Annotated in this window: 16 protein-coding genes; 10 read left to right on the top strand and 6 right to left on the bottom strand. The window is 59.2% G+C overall.

The annotated features are described in order from the left end of the window. The first annotated feature begins 4 nt into the window (after positions 1-4). Positions 5-2959 (top strand): fimbria/pilus outer membrane usher protein, encoded by a 2955-nt coding sequence (locus GYK42_RS26250; RefSeq protein WP_166449888.1) that lies wholly within the window; start codon positions 5-7, stop codon positions 2957-2959. Between the two features lie 160 nt (positions 2960-3119). Here the strand turns inward: GYK42_RS26250 and GYK42_RS26245 are convergent, their stop codons facing one another. From GYK42_RS26245 to GYK42_RS26235, 3 genes are all read right to left on the bottom strand, one after another. Further along, a complete protein-coding gene (locus tag GYK42_RS26245; protein ID WP_166449887.1) occupies positions 3120-3359 on the bottom strand; it encodes a hypothetical protein in 240 nt (79 codons plus the stop codon). Between the two features lie 49 nt (positions 3360-3408). Then, positions 3409-4326, bottom strand: coding sequence for an EAL domain-containing protein (locus GYK42_RS26240; protein ID WP_166449886.1), 918 nt, complete (start codon positions 4324-4326; stop codon positions 3409-3411). A 1072-nt stretch (positions 4327-5398) separates the two neighbouring features. Next, entirely contained in the window at positions 5399-7504 is a 2106-nt protein-coding gene (locus tag GYK42_RS26235) for a prolyl oligopeptidase family serine peptidase (RefSeq protein WP_166449885.1), read from the bottom strand. An 890-nt stretch (positions 7505-8394) separates the two neighbouring features. Here GYK42_RS26235 and GYK42_RS26230 point away from each other — a divergent pair. Next, complete coding sequence (locus tag GYK42_RS26230) at positions 8395-10548, top strand: S46 family peptidase (protein WP_166449884.1); 2154 nt, start codon at positions 8395-8397, stop codon at positions 10546-10548. A gap of 751 nt (positions 10549-11299) precedes the next feature. Here the strand turns inward: GYK42_RS26230 and GYK42_RS29770 are convergent. Both GYK42_RS29770 and GYK42_RS26220 read right to left on the bottom strand, forming a co-directional pair. Continuing rightward, positions 11300-11602 (bottom strand): hypothetical protein, encoded by a 303-nt coding sequence (locus GYK42_RS29770; RefSeq protein WP_166449883.1) that lies wholly within the window; start codon positions 11600-11602, stop codon positions 11300-11302. A 57-nt stretch (positions 11603-11659) separates the two neighbouring features. Continuing rightward, positions 11660-12655: an AraC family transcriptional regulator gene (locus GYK42_RS26220; RefSeq protein ID WP_166449882.1), complete on the bottom strand. Its 996-nt coding sequence runs from the start codon at positions 12653-12655 to the stop codon at positions 11660-11662. A gap of 59 nt (positions 12656-12714) precedes the next feature. On the opposite strand from GYK42_RS26220, the gene GYK42_RS26215 reads away from it, so the two are divergent. Next, positions 12715-13965: an MFS transporter gene (locus GYK42_RS26215; protein ID WP_166449881.1), complete on the top strand. Its 1251-nt coding sequence runs from the start codon at positions 12715-12717 to the stop codon at positions 13963-13965. A gap of 243 nt (positions 13966-14208) precedes the next feature. On the opposite strand, the gene GYK42_RS29405 is transcribed toward GYK42_RS26215, so the two are convergent. Further along, positions 14209-14466, bottom strand: a complete 258-nt coding sequence (locus tag GYK42_RS29405) for a hypothetical protein (protein WP_240943839.1) — start codon at positions 14464-14466, stop codon at positions 14209-14211. 266 nt (positions 14467-14732) lie between these two features. Here GYK42_RS29405 and GYK42_RS26205 point away from each other — a divergent pair, with 266 nt between their 5' ends. The 7 genes from GYK42_RS26205 to GYK42_RS26175 all read left to right on the top strand — a co-directional run. Continuing rightward, the gene (locus GYK42_RS26205) at positions 14733-15899 is read left to right on the top strand and encodes an efflux RND transporter periplasmic adaptor subunit (protein WP_277346685.1); all 1167 of its coding nucleotides are present in this window, start codon (positions 14733-14735) and stop codon (positions 15897-15899) included. Next, positions 15899-19075, top strand: a complete 3177-nt coding sequence (locus GYK42_RS26200) for an efflux RND transporter permease subunit (protein WP_166449880.1) — start codon at positions 15899-15901, stop codon at positions 19073-19075. Before GYK42_RS26205 ends, GYK42_RS26200 begins: the two co-directional genes overlap by 1 nt. After that, the gene (locus GYK42_RS26195; protein ID WP_166449879.1) at positions 19072-20565 is read left to right on the top strand and encodes an efflux transporter outer membrane subunit; all 1494 of its coding nucleotides are present in this window, start codon (positions 19072-19074) and stop codon (positions 20563-20565) included. Before GYK42_RS26200 ends, GYK42_RS26195 begins: the two co-directional genes overlap by 4 nt. A gap of 225 nt (positions 20566-20790) precedes the next feature. Then, the gene (locus GYK42_RS26190; RefSeq protein ID WP_166449878.1) at positions 20791-21855 is read left to right on the top strand and encodes an NAD(P)-dependent oxidoreductase; all 1065 of its coding nucleotides are present in this window, start codon (positions 20791-20793) and stop codon (positions 21853-21855) included. Positions 21856-22056: 201 nt separating this feature from the next. Continuing rightward, positions 22057-24069 (top strand): S9 family peptidase, encoded by a 2013-nt coding sequence (locus GYK42_RS26185; RefSeq protein ID WP_166449877.1) that lies wholly within the window; start codon positions 22057-22059, stop codon positions 24067-24069. Between the two features lie 48 nt (positions 24070-24117). After that, complete coding sequence (locus tag GYK42_RS26180; protein WP_166449876.1) at positions 24118-24393, top strand: hypothetical protein; 276 nt, start codon at positions 24118-24120, stop codon at positions 24391-24393. 278 nt (positions 24394-24671) lie between these two features. Further along, positions 24672-26142: putative Ig domain-containing protein (locus GYK42_RS26175; protein ID WP_205711568.1), on the top strand; the 1471-nt coding region annotated here is incomplete at its 3' end.

The following is a 26142-nucleotide window of genomic DNA, read 5'->3' as shown; positions in this document are numbered from 1 at the left end:
CGTCATGCATAGCCGCTTCCAGATCCGCCATCATCGGCCGCCGCATCATCGCCTGGCCGTCTCCGCACTCACGAAGGCGATGTTCAAGGCAGTGGCGCTGAGTTCCTGCGTCCTGGCCCTGCCGGCCGCGCAGGCAGATGAAGTGGAGTTCAACGGCGCGTTTCTGCCGGAAGGCTCTCGCAGTCTGGATCTGGCCGTGTATCAGAAGGGAAACCCCGTCTTGCCGGGTACTTACCGTGCCGACATCGCTCTCAATGGCCAGTTGAAGAACCGCCAGGATATCCAGATTCATGCCAATGACGACGGCAGCAATCCCGTGGTGTGCGTGTCGCGCAAGCTGCTGGAACTGCTGGGTGTCGACCTGGCACGCCTGTCGCCGGAAGCAAGCGCCTTGCTGGAAGCGGGCAGCTGTGCCGAGCTGGGCAAGCTGATCGAGAATGCGACGGCCAAATTCGTGCCGGAAAGCCAGCAGGTCGACATCAGCATTCCGCAGATTGCGCTGCGGCGCGATGCGCGCGGCTATGTCAGCCCGGAACTGTGGGACAGCGGCGTGACGTCCGGCATGCTGGGCTACAATTTCAACAGCAATCACAGCAAGAGCGGCGACGCCACCTACAATTCTGCCTATCTGGGCCTCGACGGCGGCTTCAATCTGGGCGCCTGGCGCTTGCGCCACAAGGGAGCGCTGAGCTGGCAGCAAGCCGGCGGCAGTCACTATCAGGTGCTCGACACCTATCTCCGGCGCGACATTACCGTTATGAAAAGCCAGCTGACTCTGGGCGATGCGAACACCAGCGGCGAGATTTTTGATACCCAGTCTTTCCGCGGAGTGCAATTGGCCAGCGATGACCGGATGCTGCCGAACTCGCTGCGCGGCTATGCGCCCGTGGTGCGTGGCATTGCCCGCACCAGCGCCCGCGTGACGATACGCCAGGCGGGCAATATTCTGCTGGAAACGACGGTGGCGCCGGGCGCCTTCGTCATCGATGATCTGTATGCTACCGGTTACGGCGGCGACCTGAATGTAACCGTGTCTGAAGCGGACGGTAGCGAACAACGCTTCGTGGTGCCGTATGCCGCCGTCACGCAGCTGCTGCGCCCTGGGACGTTGCGTTTCGGCGCGACGGCTGGCGTGACGCGCAACAATTTTTTGAGCCAGCAGGCGCGTTTTCTGCAGGGTACCGTGCAATACGGGTTGAGTAATAGCGTGACGAGCTATGGCGGCGCGCAAGCCAGCGCTGACTATCTGGCGTTGCTCGGTGGCATGGCGTTTGCCACGCCGATCGGCGCCATGTCCGTCGATGTGAGCCATGCGCAGACGGATCTGGCCGCCAGCAAGGCCAAGGGCCAGAGTATGCGCGTATCGTACAATAAGAATATCCTCAGCACCGGCAGTAATTTTTCGATGGCCGCCTACCGTTTTTCCACCAGCGGCTATCTGGATTTCGCCAATGCCATGCAGATGCTCGATGCCGAGAAGAGAGGCTATGCCACCAGCATGCTGGACCGTCCTCGCAACCGGCTGTCGCTGACTGCCGACCAGAGCCTCGGCGAGTGGGGCAATCTCAGCTTCAGCGGCTATGCACAAAACTATTGGAACCGATCCGGGCAGGATTTGCAGTACCAGTTCAGCTATAACAAGCGGGTTGGGCGCATCAGCTACGGTATCAGCGCCAATCGCGGCAGAATGTCGTATGGCGGTATGGAAAACCGCTTGCTGCTGTCCGTGAACTTGCCGTTGGGCAGCAGCGCCACTGTGGATGTGCCGCAAATGTCGGCCCAGTTATCGCGCAACGCCGATGGCCGCTATAACCAGCTGGTCACTGTCAGCGGCACGGCGGGCGAGGAGCGGCAGTACGGCTATGGCGCCTCGGTCAGCCGCGACGGCGCCAGCGGCACCAACAGTGCCACGCTGAACGGTCAGTACACCGGGGCGCGGGCGTTTGTCGGTGCCTCCATCGGGCGCGGCCAAGACTATACCAATGCATCGTTCAACATGAGTGGCAGCGTGGTAGCCCATCCGGGCGGGGTGACACTGTCACCTCACCACGGAGAAACCGTTGCCGTTGTGCATGCGCCTGGCGCCGCCGGCGCCCGCGTGTCCGGTTATCCGGGACTCAGGCTTGATGCCAGCGGCAATGCAGTAGTACCGTATCTGCGTCCGTATGAGTTGAACGAAGTGGCAATTGATCCCGTGGGTTCGTCGATGGACGTGGAGCTGCGTGAAACGAGCCAGCAGGTGGCGCCGCGTGACGGTGCCGTAGTGTTCCTTAAGTATGGCACCAGCACGGGCCGCGCGGTTCTGTTCCAGGTGCGCCTGGCCGGCGGCGAAGTGCTGCCGTTTGGTGCCGCGGTGAAAGATGAGCGAGGCCAGACCGTGGGCATGGTGGGTCAGGATGGTCAGTTATATGCGCGTTTGCAGGAATACAGCCGGCAATTGTCGATCTCCTGGGGTAGCAAGTTACATGAGCGCTGCCGCATGTCCATCGCCGCCGAACTTCTGCAAGGCCAGGACGGACAACTGCAGAAGGCCGATGCCGTATGCGTGCCTGAACTGATTAATGCAAAGGGGGCGCCCAGCGACGAACGTAGCGCTGAATTGCTTGGCGGTACATATTCGGTCGATATTTTTCTCAATGGCCGCCGCATGGAGCGACGCGATGTGGCGTTCATGCCGGTGGCCGGCGAAAGCCGCCCATCGCCGTGCATGAGTATGGTGGATTTGCAGGAGTATGGCGTGCGTTTGACCAAAGAGCAGTTGCTGCTGCCGTGCCAGCAAGTCCTGGCGTCGATTCCCGGTGCCAGCTGGCGTCATGACGCTGCCGTCCATCGTCTCGATCTGCAAGTTCCGACGGTGGCGTTGGCGGCGCGGACGCCACATCATGATTTACAGATGGCGGCGGTGGCCGTCCGGCAAGATACGAGGACCAGGAACACTGTTAAAAAAGGAGCGCCATGATACTCCGTGCGGTGGCTGGCTCCGGCCGTACTGAATGCCGTCCGATCAATGGTACGGGGGCGCTCAGTATTAAGTTGGATGCATGCTAGCTGAACATGACGGCGCGCCTATGAAGGCGCGCCGTTCCTGCATGATAAGTGCTCGTGCCACTGGCGACAGCTTAGCGTCGGGTGTTTGCCAGTGCCCGGAGTTCACCGATGCTCAGGCCAGATACCTCGTGCATGCGTATCAGCATGTCGGTATCCAACGCCGCGCCACTTCTTCTCAGCTTGCTGACCTTGAAGGGCGGCACCCCCAGCTCACGCGCCAGGCAGGCATCATTGCGCAATCCCATGTAATCGAGCAGGCATTTGACCAGTACAGCCGCATCATGCGTGTGGATGGTCGATGCGGTTTCCATGGGCTCGGTGATTATTGAGCGCGCTGACATTTGCTCCTTAATGTGCATCTCATTCCGCCTTTGCTGCCACGATCCCAGGCGCTGCCAGTTGACCCTGGAGAAATTCCTCACGTTCCATCGGGCGTGCCAGCGCATAGCCCTGGCCGATACGGCAACCAATTCCCAGCAGCGCCTTGAGCAAGGATTCGCTCTCGATACCTTCGGCCACTAGTTTGAGATTAAGTCTTTGTGCCAGGGAGACGAGGGTGGCGACGATTGCATACGAATGGCTATTGGTTTCCATGTCACGAACAAAGGCACCGTCGATCTTGACTTCATCGAAAGGCATCTTGAACAGGACGTTGAAAGTAGCGGAACCGGCACCGAAATCATCGAGCGACAGGGAAAAGCCTTTTGCCCGCAATGTGTTGAGGCATCCCGAGAGGCGCAGTTCATCGAGTACCGGCAAGTCTTCGGTGACTTCGACTTTCAGCAGCCGCGTAGGCAGGCAGGCATGGCCCATTTTCATGGCCAGCAGATCGGCCATGCCGGGCTCGCACACAGTATCGATCGAGGCGTTGACTGCAACGGGCACGTCGGCGTCTTGACGGCGCAAGTAGTACAGTACATCGATGACTTCCTTGACGACCCAATCGAATAGCTGCTGATGCAGGCCGAGCCGGTTGACCATAGGAATGAGTACCGTAGGCGGTACATTGCCAAAACGTGGGTGCTGCCAGCGCAGTAGTGCTTCTGCGCTCACAATCCTCCTGCTGTGCAGGTCATATTGTGGCTGGTATAGCACACGCAGGCCCTCGCCCGTGCATATTGCATGCAATACGTCGGCGTCGCTGGGACGTGCCGGGGGAGAATGCTTGGGCGCTTGCAGTTGCTGCTTGTGTTCCTGCGGCACGACGTCTGGCATGGTCAAGCAGGGCAGGCGCTGGTGCACCATATTGGAAGGAATGGCATACACGGTGGCGCTCATGGCGATTTTCCCGACAGGTTAAGATAAACGAAGTATAGGGATGGTGATTTCAGCGAGGAATCGGACTATTCTGAAATGTCGCCATGCTGGCGTCGTCCTCCGAGGCTGGCTTTTATGCCGGCCAGCGGTGACTCACAACCTAAGGCGCGGCGCCGGGGCGATATGGCGGTCGATGTCGTGGTACACCATCTCGTCCCACTGGATGTTGCTTACCTTGGATCAGCGGCGACCCCTCGCTCATCGCCGCCATCCATTCCAGGGTGTCGACTGTTTGGAGAGAACAAGGCGTTGCTGCATAAATCGTCCCCATCAGCGGCCGAGCCTTACCTCGCGCAACTGATGGCATGAATGGCTCGCTACTTCGACCGGTACGTGGGGGGAGGGGACATCAATGCAAGCAGCGATTACCTTAGGTGTGAGAACTGGAAAATCGAAGAGGGGCAATTTCGACCGGCACGATCGCATGAAAAACTTAGCGTGCTGATTTCTCACTTCTCTATTTCCTTTGAACGCTCGATCATCTGTCACGCTCACTCAAGGAGGTGCTGAGCTTGATGGACGGAGCAAACGGTTGGCACGGGATTTTTCAGCCTGGCTGAAACCCTCGATATGACGCGGGCCAGCAGCACGATAATGTCGATCATGGGATTGTTGGCCGACTTCGCGAGTGGCATGTTATGTGGTGCGAACGTACCTGCAGCGGCTTGGTTGCCATCCAGTAGAGGCTCGCCTTGAAGAGGCCCAAGCTCACGCCACGGCAACAAAAAATCCTTCATCTGGTCGACTTTTTGTCAGAGGACGGTCGCCGATACTTTAGACTTTTTTATATCTATTCGTCAATAGTGGGCCGGTTACGTGCCCGCAGCAGGCTGATAAAGCAGTCGCAGCCTGTTGCGGGCAAGGCTAAAAATCATTAGCGTATTACTTTTTTCGATTCTCCTATTCTCACCCTTATGCAACAAACCATCTCGGACATGTCGTCATGCCGGTAGCTTATCGAAACCCAGGATCATCTGCAATTGAAGGCGATTTGTGCAACCAAGCCAATCGGAAGTGCAGTATAGCGTCACGGCTAATGCAGTTGATCAAGAAGAAAGGTATAAGTTAGCGTCCACATCAGCGCCTGTTGGGAAATGTTCGCGGCGCCCGCATGGCCACCTTCCACATTTTCCCAGTACAAGACGTCGTGGCCTTGCTCTTCCATCTTGGCCACCATTTTGCGCGCGTGGCCGGGGTGAACCCGATCGTCGCGCGTCGAGGTAGTAAACAGGACGCGCGGGTATTTCTTTGCCCTGAAGACATTCTGGTAGGGCGAATACTTGCTTATGTAAGCCCATTGCTCAGCGATATCTGGGTCACCATATTCGCCCATCCACGAAGCCCCCGCCAGTAGCTTGTTATAGCGGCGCATGTCGAGCAGCGGTACTTGGCTGACGACAGCATTGAACAATTCGGGGCGCTGCACCATTACGGCGCCGACTAAGAGGCCGCCATTGCTGCCGCCGAGAATGCCCAAGTGGCGCGGACTGGTCACTTTGCGCTTGATCAGGTCCTGCGCCACGGATATGAAGTCATCATATGCCCTCTGGCGGTGATCTTTTAGCGCCGCCTGATGCCAGCGAGGCCCGAATTCGCCGCCGCCGCGGATATTCGCCAGCACGTATACACCGCCGTTATTCAACCATCCCTCACCGACGATGGCGTTATAGTTAGGTTTCAGTGATATTTCAAAGCCACCATAACCATATAATAAGGTCGGGTTGGTTCCATCGAATTTCGTGGTCTTGTTCATGATAATGAAGTAGGGCACTTTCGTGCCATCTTTCGATGTCGATTCGAACTGTTCGACTTTGTACGGAGCGGCGTCGAAGTGGGCGGGCAATGACTTGATTTTCGTCCGTTGGTCGCTTTGTGCCGTGGCCAGGTACAGCGTGGTTGGATTGAGGAAGTCAGTGACGGTGAGGAAATATTGCTCGGACTCCACATGGTCGAGCGCGCTTACTACCAGGGTGCCGAGCCCGGGCGCATCGACGTTGCGGCGCACCCACTTGCCGTTCACACGGCGTAATTCCGTTAGACGGTTCTTAACTTTGTCTAATTCCGTGACCAAGACGGCCGATTTCGTGACTGTGACGGTGTCTAGCGAGGACGTGGCTGTGGGGGCGAATAGCACTTCCAACTCTTGCTTACCCTGCATGAAGGAATTGAAGTCCGTGGCCAGCAAGGCACCTTGCGGATAAGTCGTGCCATTGAGTTTCCAGTCCGAGCGTAGAGTGATGAGCAACTGGTCGCGGACTGTGAAGGCAGTGGCATCGTCCGGTTTAGGTACTTTTTTCAAGCCGGCTTCGCCGCGCAAAAAAAGCTCACTGTTATAAAAATTTATCTGGCGATTGATAAATTGATATTCGTGGCCTGGTGTGAAATCCTTGGAGGCGATCGCCCTCATATCTTCAGCCGTAGCTTCGTAAACAGTCTGTGCCTGCGTGAGCAGCGTGCCACGTTGCCACTGCTTAATGATTCTGGGATAGCCGGAGCTGGTCATCGAGCCGGGACCAAAATCCGTGGAAACGAAAAGGCTGTCCTGATCTATCCAGCTGACGCTGCTTTTCGCTTCCGGCAGCTTAAAGCCATCGTCAACGAATGTGCGCCCAGCAACATCATATTCGCGTACCACTTTGGCGTCACCCCCGCCGCGCGACAGAGAAATCAGGCAACGTTCAGCCTTCGGATACAAGCAGGTGGCACCAGCCCACACCCAGTTCTCCTTTTCAATGTTAGCTAGCTGGTCTAGGTCGATCACGGTCTCCCAGACAGTATCAGGCAGAAGGAATTGGGCCAAGGTGGTGCGTCGCCAAATGCCGCGCACATGTTGTGAGTCGCGCCAAAAGTTATAGTAAAAATCGCCTTCCTTCTTGACAGATGGGATACGCTCTTTCGAACTGAGAATGGTTTCCAGGCGCGCCTGCAACACTGGAAATAATGGTTTAGCTTCTAGTTCCTTAACTGTGACGGCATTGTGCTGTTTAACCCAAGCCATTGGCTTGTCGCCGAGCACATCTTCTAGCCATAGGTGGGGGTCAGCATTTAAGGAGGAAGGCCCCGTGGTTTGTGCATGAGCCCCGCTAACAGCGGCCAGGGCAAGCAGTACCGTTTGAGAAAAAATTAGACGCACTGACATTAAAATTCCTTAATATTTTTCGGAGAAATAATTCGACGATATTTATTACGCCAACCAAAATAATCTAAAATCATGTATTTGCGGAGAATATGTGAATTTGCATGCTTCGATGAATTACAAAAATCACCCATAAAAACATCCGGAAATTTATAGAAATAAATAAATAAAATAATATATTCATCCGCATAGTAAAAAATGCAAAATTTCCGGGTTGCAATACTCAATAGAAAATAAAAAAAACAATAATCCAGATTAAATGTCGAAAGCGTATTGTTTTTTGCCATTATTTATATTCAAAATAAATACTATATATATGAATATAATATTCAAATATAGCTCCTGCCTAATGCATCACGTATAGGACTGGTCCTAAATTTCGAATCTAATGTTGTTAAAGGGGGAGTATTGCTTCTCTGGCATGGAAAATTCCTGAGTGTCATGAATTGCTTCATATGCAAGGATTGCACAATTTATGCAACAGGCTCGTTGGTCGCAGAAGATGGCTTTTAGGACTATTCCTATTTGCAAATTGAGGTGTTTGCCGCAAAATCCGTCGAAATGCTATTGATTGCTCTGGATTCTTACTCCATTTTTTGATCGCGTGAACCGATGTTTTATCAAAATGGCATTTCGGACAATCTGCTAGTAGTGCAGTCCGCCGGGATGATGGCGGTATGTATTGCAGAAATTGCGTGATATGTATCCGATTGTTTTCGTGTAGATCATATTATTTCACCGCTGGAAATAGTTGTACCGACAAGCCGCGTAAAGTGTAGTTGTTTGGTCCAAATTCGGTTGGTGCCCCCTCATGGTGCCTGCTGAGAATATTGGCGGATCACTGGACGCATAGGTTGATGCTGACTTCCCACCATCTTAAAAATAGAACTTGAATGAAAAAATCTCTCATCGCGCTCTCCATCCTGAGCAACTTCGCACACGCTGACGAAGGCATGTGGATGCCCCAACAGCTGCCACAAGTAGCCAAGGAACTGAAAGCAGCCGGACTGAAACTCGATCCGACCTCCCTGACCAAACTGACCGAGTTCCCGATGGGCGCCATCGTCAGCCTGGGCGGCTGCTCGGCCTCGTTTGTCTCGCCGCAAGGCCTGGTTGCCACCAACCACCATTGCGTCTACAACAGCGTGGCGGTCAATTCGACCAAAGAGCGCGATTTGCTGGCCAACGGTTTCCTGGCCAAGACGTTCGCTGAAGAATTGCCGGCCGCCCCAGGCAGCCGCATCTTCGTCACCTCGGCCGTGACCAATGTCAGCGACAAGGTCATTACCGCCGACGTGGTCAAGCTGCAAGGCAAGGCACGCATCGACGCGATCGAGAAAAACCAGAAGAAACTGGTCGCCGAATGCGAAAAAGAAGCGGGTTTCCGCTGCACCGTATCGAGCTACTACGGCGGCCTGGAGTTTTACCTGATCAAGCAACTGGAAATCCGCGACGTGCGACTGGTGCACGCGCCTCCAGGAGGTGTGGGGGACTTCGGTGGCGACACCGACAACTGGATGTGGCCACGCCACACGGGCGACTACGGTTTCTACCGCGCCTACGTCAGCAAAGATGGCAAGGCTGCCGACTTCAGCAAGGACAACGTGCCGTACCAGCCGAAACACGTACTGAAATTGGCCAAGGATGGCTTGAAAGAAGGCGATTTCGTGATGGTTCTGGGCTATCCTGGCCATACCAACCGTCACCGCCTGCCATCGGAAGTGGCGTACACGTTTGACTGGAACTACCCTGCCTTCGTGAAAGCGTCGGGCGAAACCCTGGCCATCATCGCGCGCGAAACCAGGGACAACAAGGATGTTGATCTGAGATACGCGGGTCAGGTCGCTGGCGTCAACAATTACTACAAGAACCGCCAAGGCATGCTGGACTCGTACGCCGGCAGCGACTTCCTGGCGCGCAAGACGGCGGAACACGAAGCCTTGAAGACCTGGGTCAACGCCAATCCTGCGCGCAAGGCGGAATTTGCCGGCGACATCGAGCAAGTGGAAAAGCTGATCGCCGAGCGCGATGCCGACACCAAGCGCGATTTCTTCCTGGGCTACGCACAGCCACGCCTGCTGAACATGGCACGCAGCCTGTACCGCCTGTCCAACGAAGGCACCAAGGCCGATACGGAACGCAAGTCCGGCTATCAGACGCGCGATTTGCCGCGCCTGACCTCGAGCGTCACGGCGGTCGAACGCACCTACGACGAAAAAGTCGACAAGGCACTGGTGCTGAACAGCCTGACCAAGTACGCCGCGCAACCGGCAGCACAGCGCCGCGCCAGCTTTGACGCCGCCATCGGCATCAAGGACGGCATGTCGCCAGCCGACCTGTCCGCCGCCTTGGACAAACTGTATGCGGGCAGCAAGCTGGCCGACAAGGAAGAGCGCGCAGCATGGCTGAAACGCACGCCAGCCGAATTCCAGGCCAGCAAGGACAGCTTCATCCAGGCCGCCGTCGCCATGTATCCGGATTCGCTGAAAAACGAAGCGGAAGACGAAGAACTGGCAGGCAAGATCCAGCAAGCCTACGCCAACTACATGAAAGCCAAGATCGCCTTCATGAAGAGCAAAGGCCAAGCCGTCTATCCTGACGCCAACAGCACCTTGCGCGTCACCTTCGGCAAAGTTGCCGGCCGTGACCATGGCGCCGATGGCACCACCTGGTCTGCCTTCACGACCGTCAATGGCGTCGTTGCCAAAGCCACGGGCCAGGGCGAATTCAATGCACCGGCAAATCAACTGGCCGCGATCAAAGCCAAGGACTTCGGTAAATTCGTCGATCCCAAGCTGAAAACCGTACCGGTCGACTACCTGGCTACCCTGGACATCACCGGCGGCAACTCCGGTTCGGCTGCTCTGAACTCGAAAGGCGAATTCATCGGCCTGGCCTTCGATGGCACCTTGGACTCGATCATTTCCGATTGGGACTACAACAAGGCCAACACCCGTTCTATCCAGGTCGACCTGCGCTACATGCTGTGGAACATGAAACACATCGACCACGCAGATAATCTGCTGAAAGAAATGGGTGCCGAGTAATTGTCCTGTTCCGTTTCGGATCAAACGGAACAGGACGCTTAATATGCTCTTCCGCATCGTAGAAACGAATTCAACAGCGCACGGTTCTGATGATCTCGGCGCTCGTATCAAAAATGCGCCAGAAATTGATTGCGGACTCGATACGCACAGTGGAAGATATAATGGTTATTTTGGCAACGCATGATGAGGTCGACTAATTTTTACGAGGAATATATGGGGAGCTAGATCGGGCATCGCCACATGTAGAAAATTTTGAGCTAGAAGCGATCCAAAATCTTCAACCCGGCCAGTTCGGATGCCTCCGGCACATGGATCAACTGCTGCACCACGAATCCGACAGTGAGGTAGCCTGTACAACTGAGGCAAGACCGTGATACCCACCAAGGACGAAAAGTAAAGTGCAGGGTTGATCGAAGCGAAAAGTGAAATTTTGCGAATGCGTTCCCAAATGCACCGATTGGAAGAAGAGCGTGCTCTCATAAAAAAAGTCGAGCGGTACTTTGCCAAGGAGTCCGAGTAAAGTACCGATTCATGAATGAGCATCGGCAGGAATTTGCGCTGGAGCTGATGTGCCGCGTATTGAAAGTGGCTAGGGCTGGGATTTATCAATGTCTTAACGAGAGCAAGAGCTGTCTTGAACGCCGCAGGAAGCGTCTGCAGTCTCTTTTAGTATCCGCGATGAAGCACGACTTCACCACAAATATAGTGCGCTGGCTTGATGCTTTGAACACCTTTTCCACCATATGCGCCGTCAGTGTTTGTTTGCTGGCCGGATTGCCCCCTCAGTTTGCCCCTCTCTCCATGTCCTCGCGAACGCCGCGCCCTTGTCGTAAGATACCTCGAATCCCAATTCCTTCAAGTCTTCATGGATCTGTTTCAGCGTGCGCCGTTGCTTGCGTGATCGCGTCGCCTCGGTTTTCAGGAGCGCAGAAAGCTGGGACGCGTATTTGTCGATGGCCCGGGTGGAGCGCCGCTCAGAGTAGGCTGGCCCAATGGTTTCCGACGCAGGTAGCGTCGTCCAGAAATGCGCTTGATCGACGTGCTGTTTGGCCACTTTGCGCCAATGCCGCTGAAAAAATGGATTGATCAGCGCTTTCCTAAGCTATTCCCCTCAAAGCATTTGCCGACAGGCGCCCGGCGGCTTGCCGATGACGCGCTTGAAAGCACGGCTGAACGCGGCTTGAGATGTATAGCCAAGGCGTCGGGCGACGACGTCGATGGACACTCTTTCGTGAGTGAGCAATTGTGTGGCAAGACGCATTCTCAATTCCGTGGCATAGCGCAGGGGCGGCACTCCGATGGTGGTTTCAAAGCGTCGCGCGAAGACAGAGCGGGAGATATGACACTCCGCAGCCAGCTGTGCAACTGTCCACTCACGGCCAGGCTGGCGGTGCAGCGCCAATATGGCACGAGCAAGGCGCGGATCACGCAATGCGGCGAGGAGGCCAGAAGCGTTTTCACAACCGCATTCAATCCAGCCGCGCACGATCATTGCTGCCGCGACCTCCGCCAGGCGAGCCAGAATGCCTGCAAAGCCAATACGGCCGGCGCAGATTTCACGCTTCATTGAATCAAGAACAGGCAGTAGCCCAGGATAGCCTTGCGCTTGCGTGTCAGCCACCATGACGGTTGGCATCAGTTTGCCGATCCCTTGCATCCCGCCGAGATCGAATTCCATGCAGCCGTAAAAAATAACCGCACTGGGCATGGGGTGCGTACTGGGACATGTGTCCACTCCGCTAACGGATTCACCGAGGGGCGCGGCATCGAACTTTGCGATGTCCTGAAATGCAATACCCGCATCCGATAGAAGCTGATGCCTCCCACCGTGAGGCATGAACGCCGCGCTACCGGCGGACAGCTTGTGCAACTCACCATCATCCGTACATATGAAGGCAGTGCCAACGGCCAGGAAGTGGAAGTAGGCGTGGCCTGGCTTGTCTTCAAAGCCTATGCCGAAAGCTGGACCGGTCTGAATGCGGCGGTACTGGACTCCACGCAGGCGCATGCCTGTCAATAGTTCACTGACGAGATTAGATGCTAGGGGCATTTGATTTTTCTTGCGCATTTTAGGTGTTTCGATCAAAACATCAGGATTTACTATCATAGATCATCCTGAATTTTACCTCTAGACTTTCGATTCTGATTGTTTTAGGGATTTTAGAGATGAACAACGATGTTTTTGCTACCGGGCAAACGCCCAACGCGAAAGATGTGTCTGTTGTCGAGCCAGCGGCGGCAGCATGGATGGCAGTGTTTTCACTGGCAATGGGGGTTTTCGGTTTACTGACGGCGGAGTACCTGCCAGCCAGTCTATTGACCCCGATGGCCTTCGACCTTGGCGTATCGGAGGCACTAGCTGGTCAGGCAGTGACGGTGACGGCCGTCGTGGCCATGTTCGCCGGGCTGTCGGTGCCAGGTCTCACGCGTCATTTTGACCGGCGTGTCGTCTTGTTAGCTTTCACAGTGCTGATGATCGCCTCCAACCTGCTAGTGGCGTTGTCCTCAAGCTTGACAGTATTGCTGGTGATGCGCATTCTTCTGGGCGTCGCGTTAGGCGGCTTTTGGAGCATGGCGGCAGCCGTGGCCATGCGGCTGGTGCCGGCAAAGTTGGTGCCGCGAGCGCTATCCATCATATTCAGTGGCATCGCCATCGGGACGGTCGTTTCTGTACCGTTGGGCAGCTACCTGGGGGGGCTATATGGCTGGCGCAGTGCATTTATAGCAGCCGCGGCTGTCGGAGGGCTAACACTTTTGTTTCAATTGTTCACGCTGCCCCGTATGGCGCCGCGCACCATGATGCGCACCACATCGGTACTGGGATTGCTCCGTCGCCCGGGGATCGGGATCGGGATGTTGGGCTGCGTACTTGCCCATACGGGGCAATATGCATTGTTCACCTATATTCGCCCCGCGCTTGAAAGCGTTGGCCATATAGATGTAAACGGTTTGTCTCTGATGCTCCTGGGTTTTGGTGTCGCCAACTTCGTTGGCACGCTGCTGGCCGGCTGGCTAATGGAGCGTAGCCTGCGTGCTACTTTAGTACTCATGCCTGCGCTGGTGGGCTTGGCGGCATTCGGCATGATCCTACTGCCAGTCCAAGGAACAGGCCTGATGCTTTTGGTCGCTCTGTGGGGCCTGGCGTTCGGCGGCGTACCTGTCGCCTGGTCCAACTGGGTAGCCCGTGCTGTCCCTGATCAAGCGGAGACAGCTGGTGGCATGGTTGTCGCTGCGGTGCAATCTTCAATAGCTGCCGGCGCTGCATTGGGTGGCATTATGTTCGGGTTTGGTGGAGTCACGGGCGTTTTCATTATTGCTGGCGTTGTGATGCTGTTCGCTGCTCTCGTTATCGCTTTAAGAGTGCGAGTCGAATTGCCGCGGCACGGTGCGACCGCAGCCCCTGTGCTGCACGGTTGAGCGTAAGCGATATCCGAATTTTCAATATTTGGGTCATGTCAGCCGAAATTTTTCCCGTTACCGTCGGGCTTTGCGCTGCTGCGTATCGTCGGCACCATAGCAAGCCGATGCGGCAGTTACAAGGATCCGACGTTGATGGGTGTCCAGACCTTCGCCATTGCATTTCTCCTTCAATACGTGGCTTGAAAAAAGGGCGGCAATCTCTTTGGCGCTTGCCGTCCGCGAGCAATTCGCGGGTGCGTTTCACATGTCGTAGGCCATCCAGCTCGGCATGAACTGCCGTAAGTTCTGCTCGAACGCGGCGGGGTCATCGCCAGGACAGGCGATCGTGTAGGCGCCACCTTTTTGCGGCGGGAGCACGGACGGACTGATCAACCCATACTTGATTTTTAGTCCACGGGCGCGGGCGATCACTTCGGCAGGTTCAGGCGTGATGACGATATCGACAGCTTTGCCACTGTTTTTTGTGTATTTTGTCTGGTTTGATCCTGATCCGCCCACCCTCGATCTGTGATTCTTTCAGTATGTGCATATCTATGCCGCACGCCCACGGAGGGTTGTCCTGGCGCAGGCCCAGATGCGGCGTTTCCCACTCCATACACGCCAAAGAAATATCGACGCGATGACCGTGCGCACCAATACATCGCTCCGCCACAGCCCTCAAATTTATAAAAAGCTTGACCTTCCAAGTGTGTCAGGTCGGATAAAGGCAATGGGAGTTGTTTCAGCTCAACAAAACCATGTCGACTCCAGTCGCGAAAGGCACAATGATGAAAGTCACACCAATAACCCTGATTACCGTGGTGCTGGGCACCGCGCTTGCCGTCAGCGGATGCAAGCAGACGGCATCGCCTGCCGCTGCGGCCAAGCCGCCCAGCGTTCCCGTTGCCGAAGTGATCGTTCGCCAGGCAACACCCTACGTCGAGTTCAACGGTTCGCTGACCGCCGTCAAGCGGGTTGAGTTGCGCCCGCAGGTGGCCGGCTACCTGCAGGACGTGAGCGTGCCGGAAGGCCGCTTTGTCGAGAAGGGCAGCAAGCTCTTTGTGATCGATCCACGCGTGTTCCAGGCGGCGGTGCATGCCGCCACGGCGCGCCTGCGTGAGGCTGAAGCGGCATCGATGCTGGCGCAGGCCGAGCATGCACGGGCCGAACAGCTGTTCGCCACGAAGATCGTCGCGCGCGACCGTCTCGACGTGGCAACGGCGGCCCTGCATGCTGGCAAGGCACAGGTTGACGCCGCCAAGGCCGCGCTCGACGCCGCGCAGCTGGAACTCGGTTTCACGCGCGTCACGGCGCCGATCAGCGGACGAGTCGGCCAAGTCCTCGTCACCGAGGGCAACTACGTCGCCAGCGGCGTGACGCCCCTGACGACGATCGTTTCCATCGATCCCCTGCACGTCTATTTCGATGTCGATGAACGCACCTATTTGCGCTCGCTCGCCGCCGGCCGGGCCAGCGCCAGCGCGCGTGGGGCGCAGGCGGCCAAGGTCATGGTGGCATTGGCCACCGACAAGACATACACGCGCCACGGCCGTGTCGATTTCCTGGCCAACGCCGCTGACCGCGGCACGGGAACGGTGCGTGTCCGCGCCGTGGTCGACAACCCCGATGGAAAACTCACGCCCGGCCTGTTTGCCAAGGTCAGGCTGGAGACGGGGGCGCAGCAAGCCAGGGTGCTCGTTTCCGATCAATCGATAGGCACGGACCAGGGGCGCCGCTATGTGCTGGTGGTCGGCAAAGGCGACAAGACGGAGTTCCGGCCCGTCGAGCTTGGCCCGATGGTCGACGGTTTGCGCGTGATCGAGCAGGGGTTGCAGCCCGGCGAGCGCATCGTCGTCAAGGGCCTGGTGCGTCCGGGCATGCAGGTGACGCCGCAGTCGGCCGGCATCGACGGCACGCCCATCGCCGTGCCGAAAACCTCGGGAGCCGCGTAATGTCCTTCCCACGTTTCTTCATCGACCGCCCGATCTTTGCCATCGTCCTCTCGGTCCTGATGGTGCTCGCCGGCATCGTTGCTTTTTTCCATATGCCGCTCAGCGAGTATCCCGCGGTAACGCCGCCGACCGTGCAGGTGAGCGCCGCCTATCCTGGCGCCAATCCCAAGGTGATCGCCGAAACGGTGGCGGCGCCGCTCGAGCAGGCCATCACCGGGGTCGAGGGCATGCAGTACATGTCGTCGCAATCGGCAACCGACGGCCGCATGACCTTGACCGTTACTTTCGCGCAGGGAACGAATGCCGACATGGCGCAGATCCAGGTGCAGAACCGGGTCGCGCGCGCGCTGCCGCGTTTGCCTGAAGAAGTCCAGCGCCAGGGCGTCGTCACGCAGAAAACCTCGCCTGACATCCTGATGGTGGTGCACCTGCTGTCGCCCGACAAGCGCTACGATCCCCTGTACATATCGAATTACGCCTACCTCCAGGTGCGCGACGAGCTGTCCCGCATCCCCGGCATCAGCGACGTCCTCGTCTGGGGCGCGGGCGAATACAGCATGCGGCTGTGGCTCGATCCGAACCTGATCGCCGCACGCGGCCTGACGGCCGGCGAGGTGATTGCCGCCGTGCGCGAACAGAACGTGCAGGTGGCCGCCGGTTCCGTCGGCCAGTCTCCCGACTCCAGCGCCGCCTTCCAGGTGACGGTCAACACGCTCGGACGCTTGACCGACGAGGAACAGTTCGGCGACATCATCATCCGCACGGGCGCCGAAGGCCAGGTGACGCGCTTGCGCGACGTGGCCCGCATCGAGATGGGCGCCGACGCGTATGCGCTGCGCAGCCTGCTTGACGGCGAGCCGGCCGTCGCCTTGCAAATCATTCAAAGCCCAGGCGCCAATGCGCTCGATGTTGCGCAGGCGGTACGCGACACCATGCAGCGGCTGGAGGAAAATTTCCCCGCAGGACTGAGCTCGCGCATCGCCTATGACCCGACGGTGTTTGTGCGTGCCTCGCTGGAGTCGGTGGCAACGACCTTGCTGGAGGCGATCATTCTCGTCGTCATCGTGGTGGTGCTGTTCCTGCGCAACTGGCGCGCGTCGCTGATTCCCCTCATGGCGGTGCCCGTGTCGCTGATCGGCACCTTCGCCGTCATGCATCTGATGGGCTTCTCGCTCAATACCCTGTCCTTGTTCGGCCTGGTGCTGTCGATCGGCATCGTCGTCGACGACGCCATCGTGGTGGTCGAGAATGTCGAACGCCACATCGAAAATGGCGAAGAGCCGAGGCAGGCGGCGAGGCGCGCCATGGACGAGGTCACGGGTCCCATCATCGCGATCACCTCGGTGCTTGCCGCCGTGTTCATTCCGACCGCCTTCCTGAGCGGCTTGCAGGGCGAGTTCTACCGCCAGTTCGCGCTGACGATCGCCATCTCGACCATCTTGTCGGCCGTCAATTCGCTCACGCTCAGCCCGGCGCTTGCCGGCCTCCTGCTTCAGCCACGCAAGGCCGAGGCCGTGCATGACCCGCGCAGCCTGCGTGGCCGCGCCGAGCGCCTGTTGCGGATGCTGGGCCGGCCGTTCCAGCGTGCGCCGGATGCCTATGGCAACACGGTGCGCAAAGTCGTCAGGGTCAGCGGCGTGGCCTTGCTCGTGTACGGCGGCCTGCTCGCGTTGACCTTCTTCGGCTTCAAGGCCGTGCCGCCGGGCTTCGTGCCGATGCAGGACAAATACTATCTGGTGGCGATCGCTCAATTGCCCAACTCGTCATCGCTGGACCGGACCGACGCCGTCGCCAAGCAGATGTCGAAGATTGCGCTGGCCGAACCTGGCGTTGAAAGCGTCGTCGCCTTCCCCGGCTTGTCGATCAACGGCTTCGTCAACGTGCCCAACGCGGCCGTCATGTTCGTCATGCTCGACCCGTTCAAGGCCCGCACGACGCCCGATCTCACGGCGAATGCGATCGCCGGGCGCCTGCAAGCGAAGTTCGCCGGCATTCCCGACGGTTTCCTCGGCGTGTTCCCGCCGCCGCCAGTGCCCGGCCTGGGCGCGACCGGCGGCTTCAAGATGCTGGTCGAGGACCGCGGCAGCGCCGGGCTCGATGCCCTGGTCCAGCAGACGCATATCCTGATGACCAAGGCAAGCGAGTCGGGACAGGTGGCCGGCCTCATGACCAGCCTGGACGTCAATGCCCCGCAGCTCGAGGTCGCCATCGACCGTACCCAGGTCAAGAGCCAGGGAGTGCGGCTGGCCGACGTATTCGAGTCGCTGCAGATCTATCTCGGTTCCCTCTACGTCAACGACTTCAACCGCTTCGGCCGGACCTACAAGGTGACGGCCCAGGCCGATGCTGAGTATCGCATGCAGGCCGAGGCCATCGGCCGCTTGCAGGTGCGTAATGCGGCCGGCGACATGCTGCCCTTGTCGTCGTTTGTCACCGTCACGCCCAGTTCCGGTCCGGACCGCATGGTTCACTACAATGGCTATCCGTCGGCCGACATCTCGGGCGGCGCGATGCCAGGCGTCAGTTCCGGGCAGGCCGTGGCTGTCATGGAACGGCTGGCGAAGGAGGTGCTGCCTGAAGGCATGAGCTTTGAATGGACTGATCTTACCTACCAGCAAAAGCTGGCCGGCGATTCGGCGCTGTTCATCTTCCCGCTGTGTGTGCTGCTCGCCTATCTGATCCTGGCCGCGCAGTACAACAGCTGGCTGCTGCCGCTGGCCGTCCTGATGATCGTGCCGATGTGTCTGCTGAGCGCGATCATCGGCGTGTGGCTGGCGGGCGGCGACAACAACATCTTCGTGCAGATCGGACTGATCGTGCTGGTCGGACTGGCGGCCAAGAATGCCATCCTCATTGTCGAGTTCGCACGTAGCCTGGAAATGGAAGGATCGAGCGCGCTCGATGCGGTCATCGAAGCTTGCCGGCTGCGGCTGCGGCCCATCCTGATGACCTCGCTCGCCTTCATCGCCGGCGTCGTGCCGCTGGTCTTCGCCAGCGGCGCCGGCTCCGAGATGCGCCAGGCCATGGGGATCGCGGTGTTCGCCGGCATGCTGGGCGTGACACTGTTCGGACTGTTCCTCACGCCCGTGTTTTATGTGGTGATGCGCGCCCTGGCGGTCCGCTTCGAACGCCACACGCCAATTACCAAGACAAGCATGGACAGGAGCACGACATGAATCGCCCGTATCAAACAATTTTAGCCTCATTGAGTGGGCTCGCGTTGCTGGCCGGCTGCGCGGTCGGCCCCGATTATGCGCCGCCGTTGCCGCCGCCGCTGTCCGCAGCGCAGTTTTCCGGCGGCTTGGGCCAGGCCCGCGCCGGTCTCGCGCCGGGAGCGGTCGAGGTGGAGTGGTGGCGCAGCTTCGACGACCCGGCGCTGGTCACTCTGATCCAGCGGGCGCTGGCGGCGAACCACGACGTCGGTATCGCTGCCGCCCGGCTCGCGGAGGCCAAAGCCTTGCTGCGCGAAGACAGGCAGAGTTTCCTGCCGCAGGGCGGAGCCGCGCTCGGGTATGAAAAGCGCCGTTTGAGCAAGATCGAGACGCTGCCCGGCCAGCCGCGCCGGAGCGAAAGCTATCGTGCCACCGTCGATGCTTCCTGGGAGATCGACCTGTTTGGCCGCGTGCGGCGGTCCGTGGAGGCGGGCCAGGCACAGGCGGGCTCGCGCGAGGCCTTGCTGCGCGGCGTGCAGGCGGGCGTCGCTGCCACGGTGGCGGCCACCTGGTTCGAGCTGGGCGGCATCGAGGCTGAACAAGCTGTCGTTGCCAGCATCACCCAAAGCCAGCGCGACAGCCTGGCTCTCGTCGAACGCATGGTAAACGCTGGCTCTGCCAGCGAACTCGACCGCCTTCGCGCCGAGGCCTTGCTGCGCTCGGTGGAGGTGGCCGTGCCCGAACTGGAGCGCCGCCGCGCGGCCTCCGTCAACGCACTGGCCGTCCTGCTTGGCGAAGTGCCGCAGACGTTCAGCCTTCCCGCCGCCACGCCCGCAAGTGACGCGCTGACGGTGCGGACGATCACCGTGGGCGATCCCGCCGGGCTTCTCGCGCGGCGCGCCGATATCGCGGCGGCAGAACGTAACCTGGCTGCCGCGACGGCCCGCATCGGGGTGGAGACGGCAGACCTGTATCCCGAGATCCAGGTAACGGGGTCCATCGGACTTGTTGCGGGCAGCCTCGATGCGATGGGCGACGCTGGCATGCAATCGAGCTTTCTCGGCCCCGTCATCCGCTGGCATCTGCTCGATACGGGGCGCGTGCGTGCCCGGATCGCCGCCAGCGAGGCACGCGCCCAGGCAGCTCTGCTCGTCTACGACCAGACCGTCTTGCGCGCACTCCAGGAAACGGACGATGCCTTCAAAGCGTATGGCAGCGCAGGCGGCACGCTTGGGCTACGGCTGCTTGAGGCGGCGGCAAACCGCGAGGCTGCGCGTCTTGCCAAGCTACAGTTTTCGGCAGGCGCGGGCCTGTACCTGGACGTGCTCGAAGCGGAACGGGCCGACTTTGCCAGCCGTCGCGCGCTGGCCGTCGCGCGCACCAGCCAGCGGCTTGCCGTTGTCAGCATCTACAAGGCGCTGGGCGGCGGCTGGGAGATCTGCGCGCAGGCAAGCTACGACTGTGATGGTGCCGGGTCGCCTCCCAGGACGACGCAGCTCGCCGGCAGGCCTTGATCTTCCGTGCGCGAGCGGCATGCTGCCAGTGAGGCTGGAGCAGCGGCACGCGCATTGCAGATTGTGAATTTGTGCCGGGCATGGACCTACGTTGAATTGTTCCATGCCGGCACATTCGTGAACAGCGTCCATTGTCCATCATCGGTGCCATACATCCGTTAGGGGTATAGTTCAAAGTCGTACTGTATGTCTGTGAAACACACCTTCGCGTAGAGGACAACTTTGATGACATTTTGCACCTTGATACTGGATGCGCCTGCTCCCCCATTGCTCTTTGATGAAATCGACAGATTTCTCGAGTACGATCTGGCAGTTACCCTTAACCTTCATTACTTTAGCGACCAGGACAGCATCGTGGACCACTACGGCGACCGGCTGTACTACGTGAATATCAATTGCCACGATAAGCTGGCATTGATTGCCGCTATCCAGGGAGCCGGTGGATACAGTGTATTGAAGACGCGTCTGAATATTCCACTCGATGACGAACTGATACAGGCCGCCGCATCTCATGCTCTTCCGTATCCGTTGCGCGCGATCGCGCAGGCGGGAATCGGGGTCAACCATATCGATATGCAGGCAGCCAAGCGATGCGGTGTCGTCGTGTTGAATACGCCAGGTTCCAACGCGACGGCGGTCGCCGAATATGTCCTCGCCCAAGCGCTGTTCCTGTCCCGGGACCTTAATCAGTACAACACCCAAACTCATGCGGGCCATTGGTCAAAAGGCAGACTGGCGCCTGCTGCGCAAATCGCCGAGCTCACCCTGGGACTGGTAGGGACTGGCAGTATTGCCCAAACCGTGGCCCGGAAGGCCCAGGCGCTGGGCATGAGGGTGATTGCGACGGGGTCCGAGCGTTTCACCGAGCAGCTTGCCCGCGACCTGGGCATGCACAGACGAGCAACTCTGGAGCAACTATTAGCCGAAGCTGACGTGGTGTCCATTCACACGCCCCTCACTCCGCTGACCAGAGGCTTGTTCGGCAGTGCCGCCTTTGCCCGAATGCGTCCCGGCTCGATCCTGATCAATACTGCCCGTGGCGGCATCATAGACGAGGATCAACTGGCGACTTTCATGACTCAGTTTCCCGGGCATCTCAAAGCCATAGCCATCGATACATTCTCCCACGAAAAAGATCAGTTCAATTCCCCCTTGGTGGGGATTGCCAATGCGATGCTGACGCCCCATATCGCTGGCAACACCCGTGCGGCGATCAGCCTGGCATCAAGGCAAATCGTCGACAAGATCCACGCCTTTAGCACCGGCAATACGGGCAGCTCAACCGTATAGGGTTTAACCCGGTGTATTCATGCAGGAACACCAAGGCTGCGCTGGCACACGTCCGCCAGCCATCCCCCGCTTTCCCCATCCTGTCCCCCGATTTTTGTCTCCTGTCGCTGTAGTCAACCCGGCAATGCCACTTTGGCCTATGATTTGCTGGCACATGCACAATTATCAAGTTTTCCTTCATCCTACAACCATGAGGTGTCCATGATTCGCTATGTCCTGCCTGCCCTGTTGTTCGCCAGCGTGCTGCCGGCGCACGCCCAAGCCCCTGTCAATGAAACGCCGCTGATCGAGCGGGCCAAGCTGTTCGGCAATCCCAGCAAGTCCGGTGGCAAGCTCAGCCCAGATGGGCAGTGGCTGTCATGGATCGCGCCGCGCGACGGCGTGCTCAATGTGTGGGTGGCGCCGGCCAATGACCTGGCGCAGGCGCGGCCGCTGACGGAAGAAAAGGTGCGGCCCATCCGCAGCAGCTTCTGGTCGCCCGATTCGAAAACCCTGCTGTTCATCCAGGACAAGGGCGGCGACGAGAATTTCCTGCTGTACGGCGTGAACGTGGCGAGCGGCAAGCAGATCAGCTACACGCCGTTCGAGAAGACGCGCGTGCGGATCGTCCAGATCAGCAGCAAGGTGAAGGACCGCATCCTCGTCGGCATCAATAATCGCGATGCGCGCTGGCACGACGTGTACAGCCTCGACCTGGCCAGCGGCAAGTTGACCCTGGTGCAGCGGAACGATGGCTATGGCGGCTACCTGGCCGATGAATTGCTCAATCTGCGCATCGCCAGCAAGGCGCGCGCCGATGGCGGCATGCAGTATTTCCGCCTGACGGACGGCAAGGTCGAGAGCGCGCCGCTGGCCGAAGTGGGTCTGGAAGACTCGCAGACGACGGCGCCGCTGGCCTTCACGGTCGATGGCAAGACTCTGTACTGGACCGATTCGCGCGGCCGCAATACTTCGGCGCTGCTGGCGCAGGACGTGGCCAGCGGCAAGAGCACGGTCGTGGCGCAAGACCCGCGTTCCGACATCGCCGATGCGCTGTACGACACGCGCACGGGCCATGTGCAGGCCTATACGGTCAATTATCTGCAGCAGGAATATCTGCCGCTGACGAACGACCTGAAAGCCGACCTGGCCTTCCTGAAAAAGCATACCCAGGGCCAGTTCACGGTAACGTCGCGCACGGATGCCGACGATAAATGGCTGGTGAGTATCGACGCCGTCACGGCGCCGCCGTCGAGCTGGCTGTATGAGCGCAAGACCAAAAAACTCACGCGGCTGTACGTCACGCGACCGGAACTGGAAGGCGCGCCGCTGGTGCCCATGTATCCGCAGCAAATCAAGGCGCGCGACGGCCTGACCCTGGTGTCCTACCTGACCTTGCCGCAGGCGTCGAAGGCGACCGCCGACGGCAAGGCCACGCAGGCGGTGCCGATGGTGCTGCTGGTGCATGGCGGCCCGTGGGCGCGCGACACCTATGGCTACAACGGCTACCACCAGTGGCTGGCCAACCGCGGCTATGCCGTATTGTCGGTGAACTTCCGCGGCTCGACTGGCTTCGGCAAGCAGTTCATCTCGGCCGGCGACCTGCAGTGGGGCCGCAAGATGCATGACGACCTGCTCGACGCCGTGCAATGGGCCGTCAAAAGCGGCGTGACCACCGCCGACAAGGTGGCCATCATGGGCGGCTCGTATGGCGGCTACGCCACCCTGGCCGGCATGGCGTTCACCCCCACCACATTTGCCTGCGGCGTCGACATCGTCGGCCCCTCGAACCTGTTTACGCTGCTGCAAACGATTCCGCCGTACTGGGAAGCGGGCAAGCAGCAGTTCTACAAACGCATGGGCGACCCGACCACGGAAGAGGGCCGCGCACTGCTGAAGGAGCGCTCGCCGCTGAACTTTGCGCAGAACATCCAGCGTCCGCTGCTGATTGGCCAAGGCGCGAACGACCCGCGAGTCAACGTGGCGGAATCGGACCAGATCGTGGCGGCCATGGCGGCAAAGAATATCCCCGTCACGTATGTGCTGTTCCCCGATGAAGGCCATGGCTTTGCCCGGCCCGTGAACAACATCGCCTTCAATGCGGTGACGGAGAACTTCCTGGGGCAGTGCCTGTCTGGCCGCGCAGAGCCGATCGGCGCCACCCTGAAGGCGTCCACCGCACAGGTCAAGCATGGCGCCGAGTTTGCGCCGGGCTTGGAGCAAGCCATGCAGTAAAGCTGCCACCACGTGATGTGGCCTGCCCGGCAAGCTGCCTGGCAGGCCATGCTGCCTGCCAGCGAGAAATTCTGCGCGGGTGGCTTGCAAGGTGACAGTCTCCGGCGTTGCGCGCGTACAACTGACGGCAGGGTGCGCGAGGCCGGTTCGCTGCGGCCGTCGCCGATGAGCGGCGGGCATGACACACGTCGAATGGGTCAATCCCACCTTCCCAAGACCTTCTTTTTCTCATTTGTTGTTAATAAATACATCATTTCAACAATAATTGTTTTCGTTAAAAAACTTCCCTATTTGATAATATTTTTGGAATTGCTTTCCTTGTAAGTCGTAGTAGCATGGATTGACGTAAAGCAATGTTCAACCATGCTGGGAAGCCATTATCAGTCCTGTTGACGGTCGCTGTCATCGGCGTGCAGGTTTGTCATGAGCGTTATCCGTACAAGGCCCAGCGCCCGGATAAATGTATCGAGGGAAGACAAATGTTTCTAAATTTCACGAAATTTGGATGGGCATCCACGCCTGTCAGCGGTGTTGATTGTCTCGTTGCCGGAGACCCCGGCACACCGGCTGTCCAGACCCTGGCGCGATCATGGCTGACGTGCGTGGCGGGAACCCTGCTGTTTGTCTTGCTGTCCCTTTTTTCCAGCCTGGCTTCCGCCGCCAGTACCTGCCCGAGCCCGCGCGCCGTCAGCATCGTCGCGGGGGGCGAATATTATGAAGATTACACCAATGCGCCTTGCTCCCAGTTCGGCCTGACGGGCACCCTGGTGGCGCCGCTGTATGGCACGCTGGAAGATTCGAATGCCACGAATGCCGTGCGCTACCGGAATACTAATCTCAGCGCCACCTCGGACACGTTTACCGTCAGGGACGATGTGGGGCAGCCCATCGTGTACAACGTCACGATCACGTCCGCCATCGTGCTGGCGCCGACCACCGTGCCGAATGCCACGGTGGCGCAGGCTTACTCGACGACAACCTTGACGGCGACGGGTGGCGCGGCGCCATACACCTACGCGGTCAGCGCGGGTGCCTTGCCGGCTGGCATGAGTTTGAGTGGCGGCGGTGTGCTGTCGGGTATGCCGACATCGGGCGGCACCTTCAACTTTACCGTGCGCGCCACGGACTCGCTGGCCGTCAGTGGCACGCGCGCCTATACGCTGACGGTCTCCGCGCCCACCATCGCCATCGCGCCGACGACCCTGCTGGCGATGACGTTCGGTGTCGCCTATAGCGAGACCATCACTGCCAGTGGCGGGGCGTCGCCGTATGGCTATGTCTCCAGCGGCAGCCTGCCGGCGGGCCTGAGCCTGGCGCCGAACGGCACCTTGTCCGGCACGCCCACGGCGGCCGGCGCCTACAGTTTTACCGTCACCGCGACCGACAGCAGCACCGGCGCCGGTCCCTATTCGGGCTCGCGCGCGTATTCCGGCACGGTGGCAAACGTTGCGCCCATTGCCGGCGCCGTCAACGCCACGGTGGCCTATGGCAGCAGCGTCCAGCCGATCACCCTGAACCTGAGCGGCGGTGTCGCGACATCGGTGGCGGTGGCCTCCGCCGCTTCGCACGGCACGGCGACGGTCAACGGCACCAGCATCAGCTATACGCCGGCGGCCGGTTATGCCGGTGCCGACAGCTTTAGCTACACGGCCAGCAATGGCGCCGGTACTTCGGCGCAAGCTATCGTGACAATCACGGTCAGTCCGCCGGTGATCACGTTGGCGCCGACGGGTTTGCAGGCGATGACGTTCGGTGTCGCCTACAGCGAGACCATCACTGCCAGTGGCGGGGCGTCGCCGTATGGCTATGTCTCCAGCGGCAGCCTGCCGGCGGGCCTGAGCCTGGCGCCGAACGGCACCTTGTCCGGCACGCCGACGGCGGCAGGCGCGTACAGTTTTACGATCACGGCGACCGACAGCAGCACCGGTACAAGCGCTCCGTTCACGGGAGCGCGCACCTATTCCGGCACGGTGGCAAACGTTGCGCCCATTGCCGGCGCCGTCAACGCCACGGTGGCCTATGGCAGCAGCGTCCAGCCGATTACCTTGAACCTGAGCGGCGGTGTCGCGACAT

This window comes from Janthinobacterium lividum (assembly GCF_011601275.1).
In the GTDB taxonomy this organism is placed as follows: domain Bacteria; phylum Pseudomonadota; class Gammaproteobacteria; order Burkholderiales; family Burkholderiaceae_D; genus Janthinobacterium; species Janthinobacterium lividum_E.
This window is presented reverse-complemented; position numbering and strand designations above follow the sequence as displayed.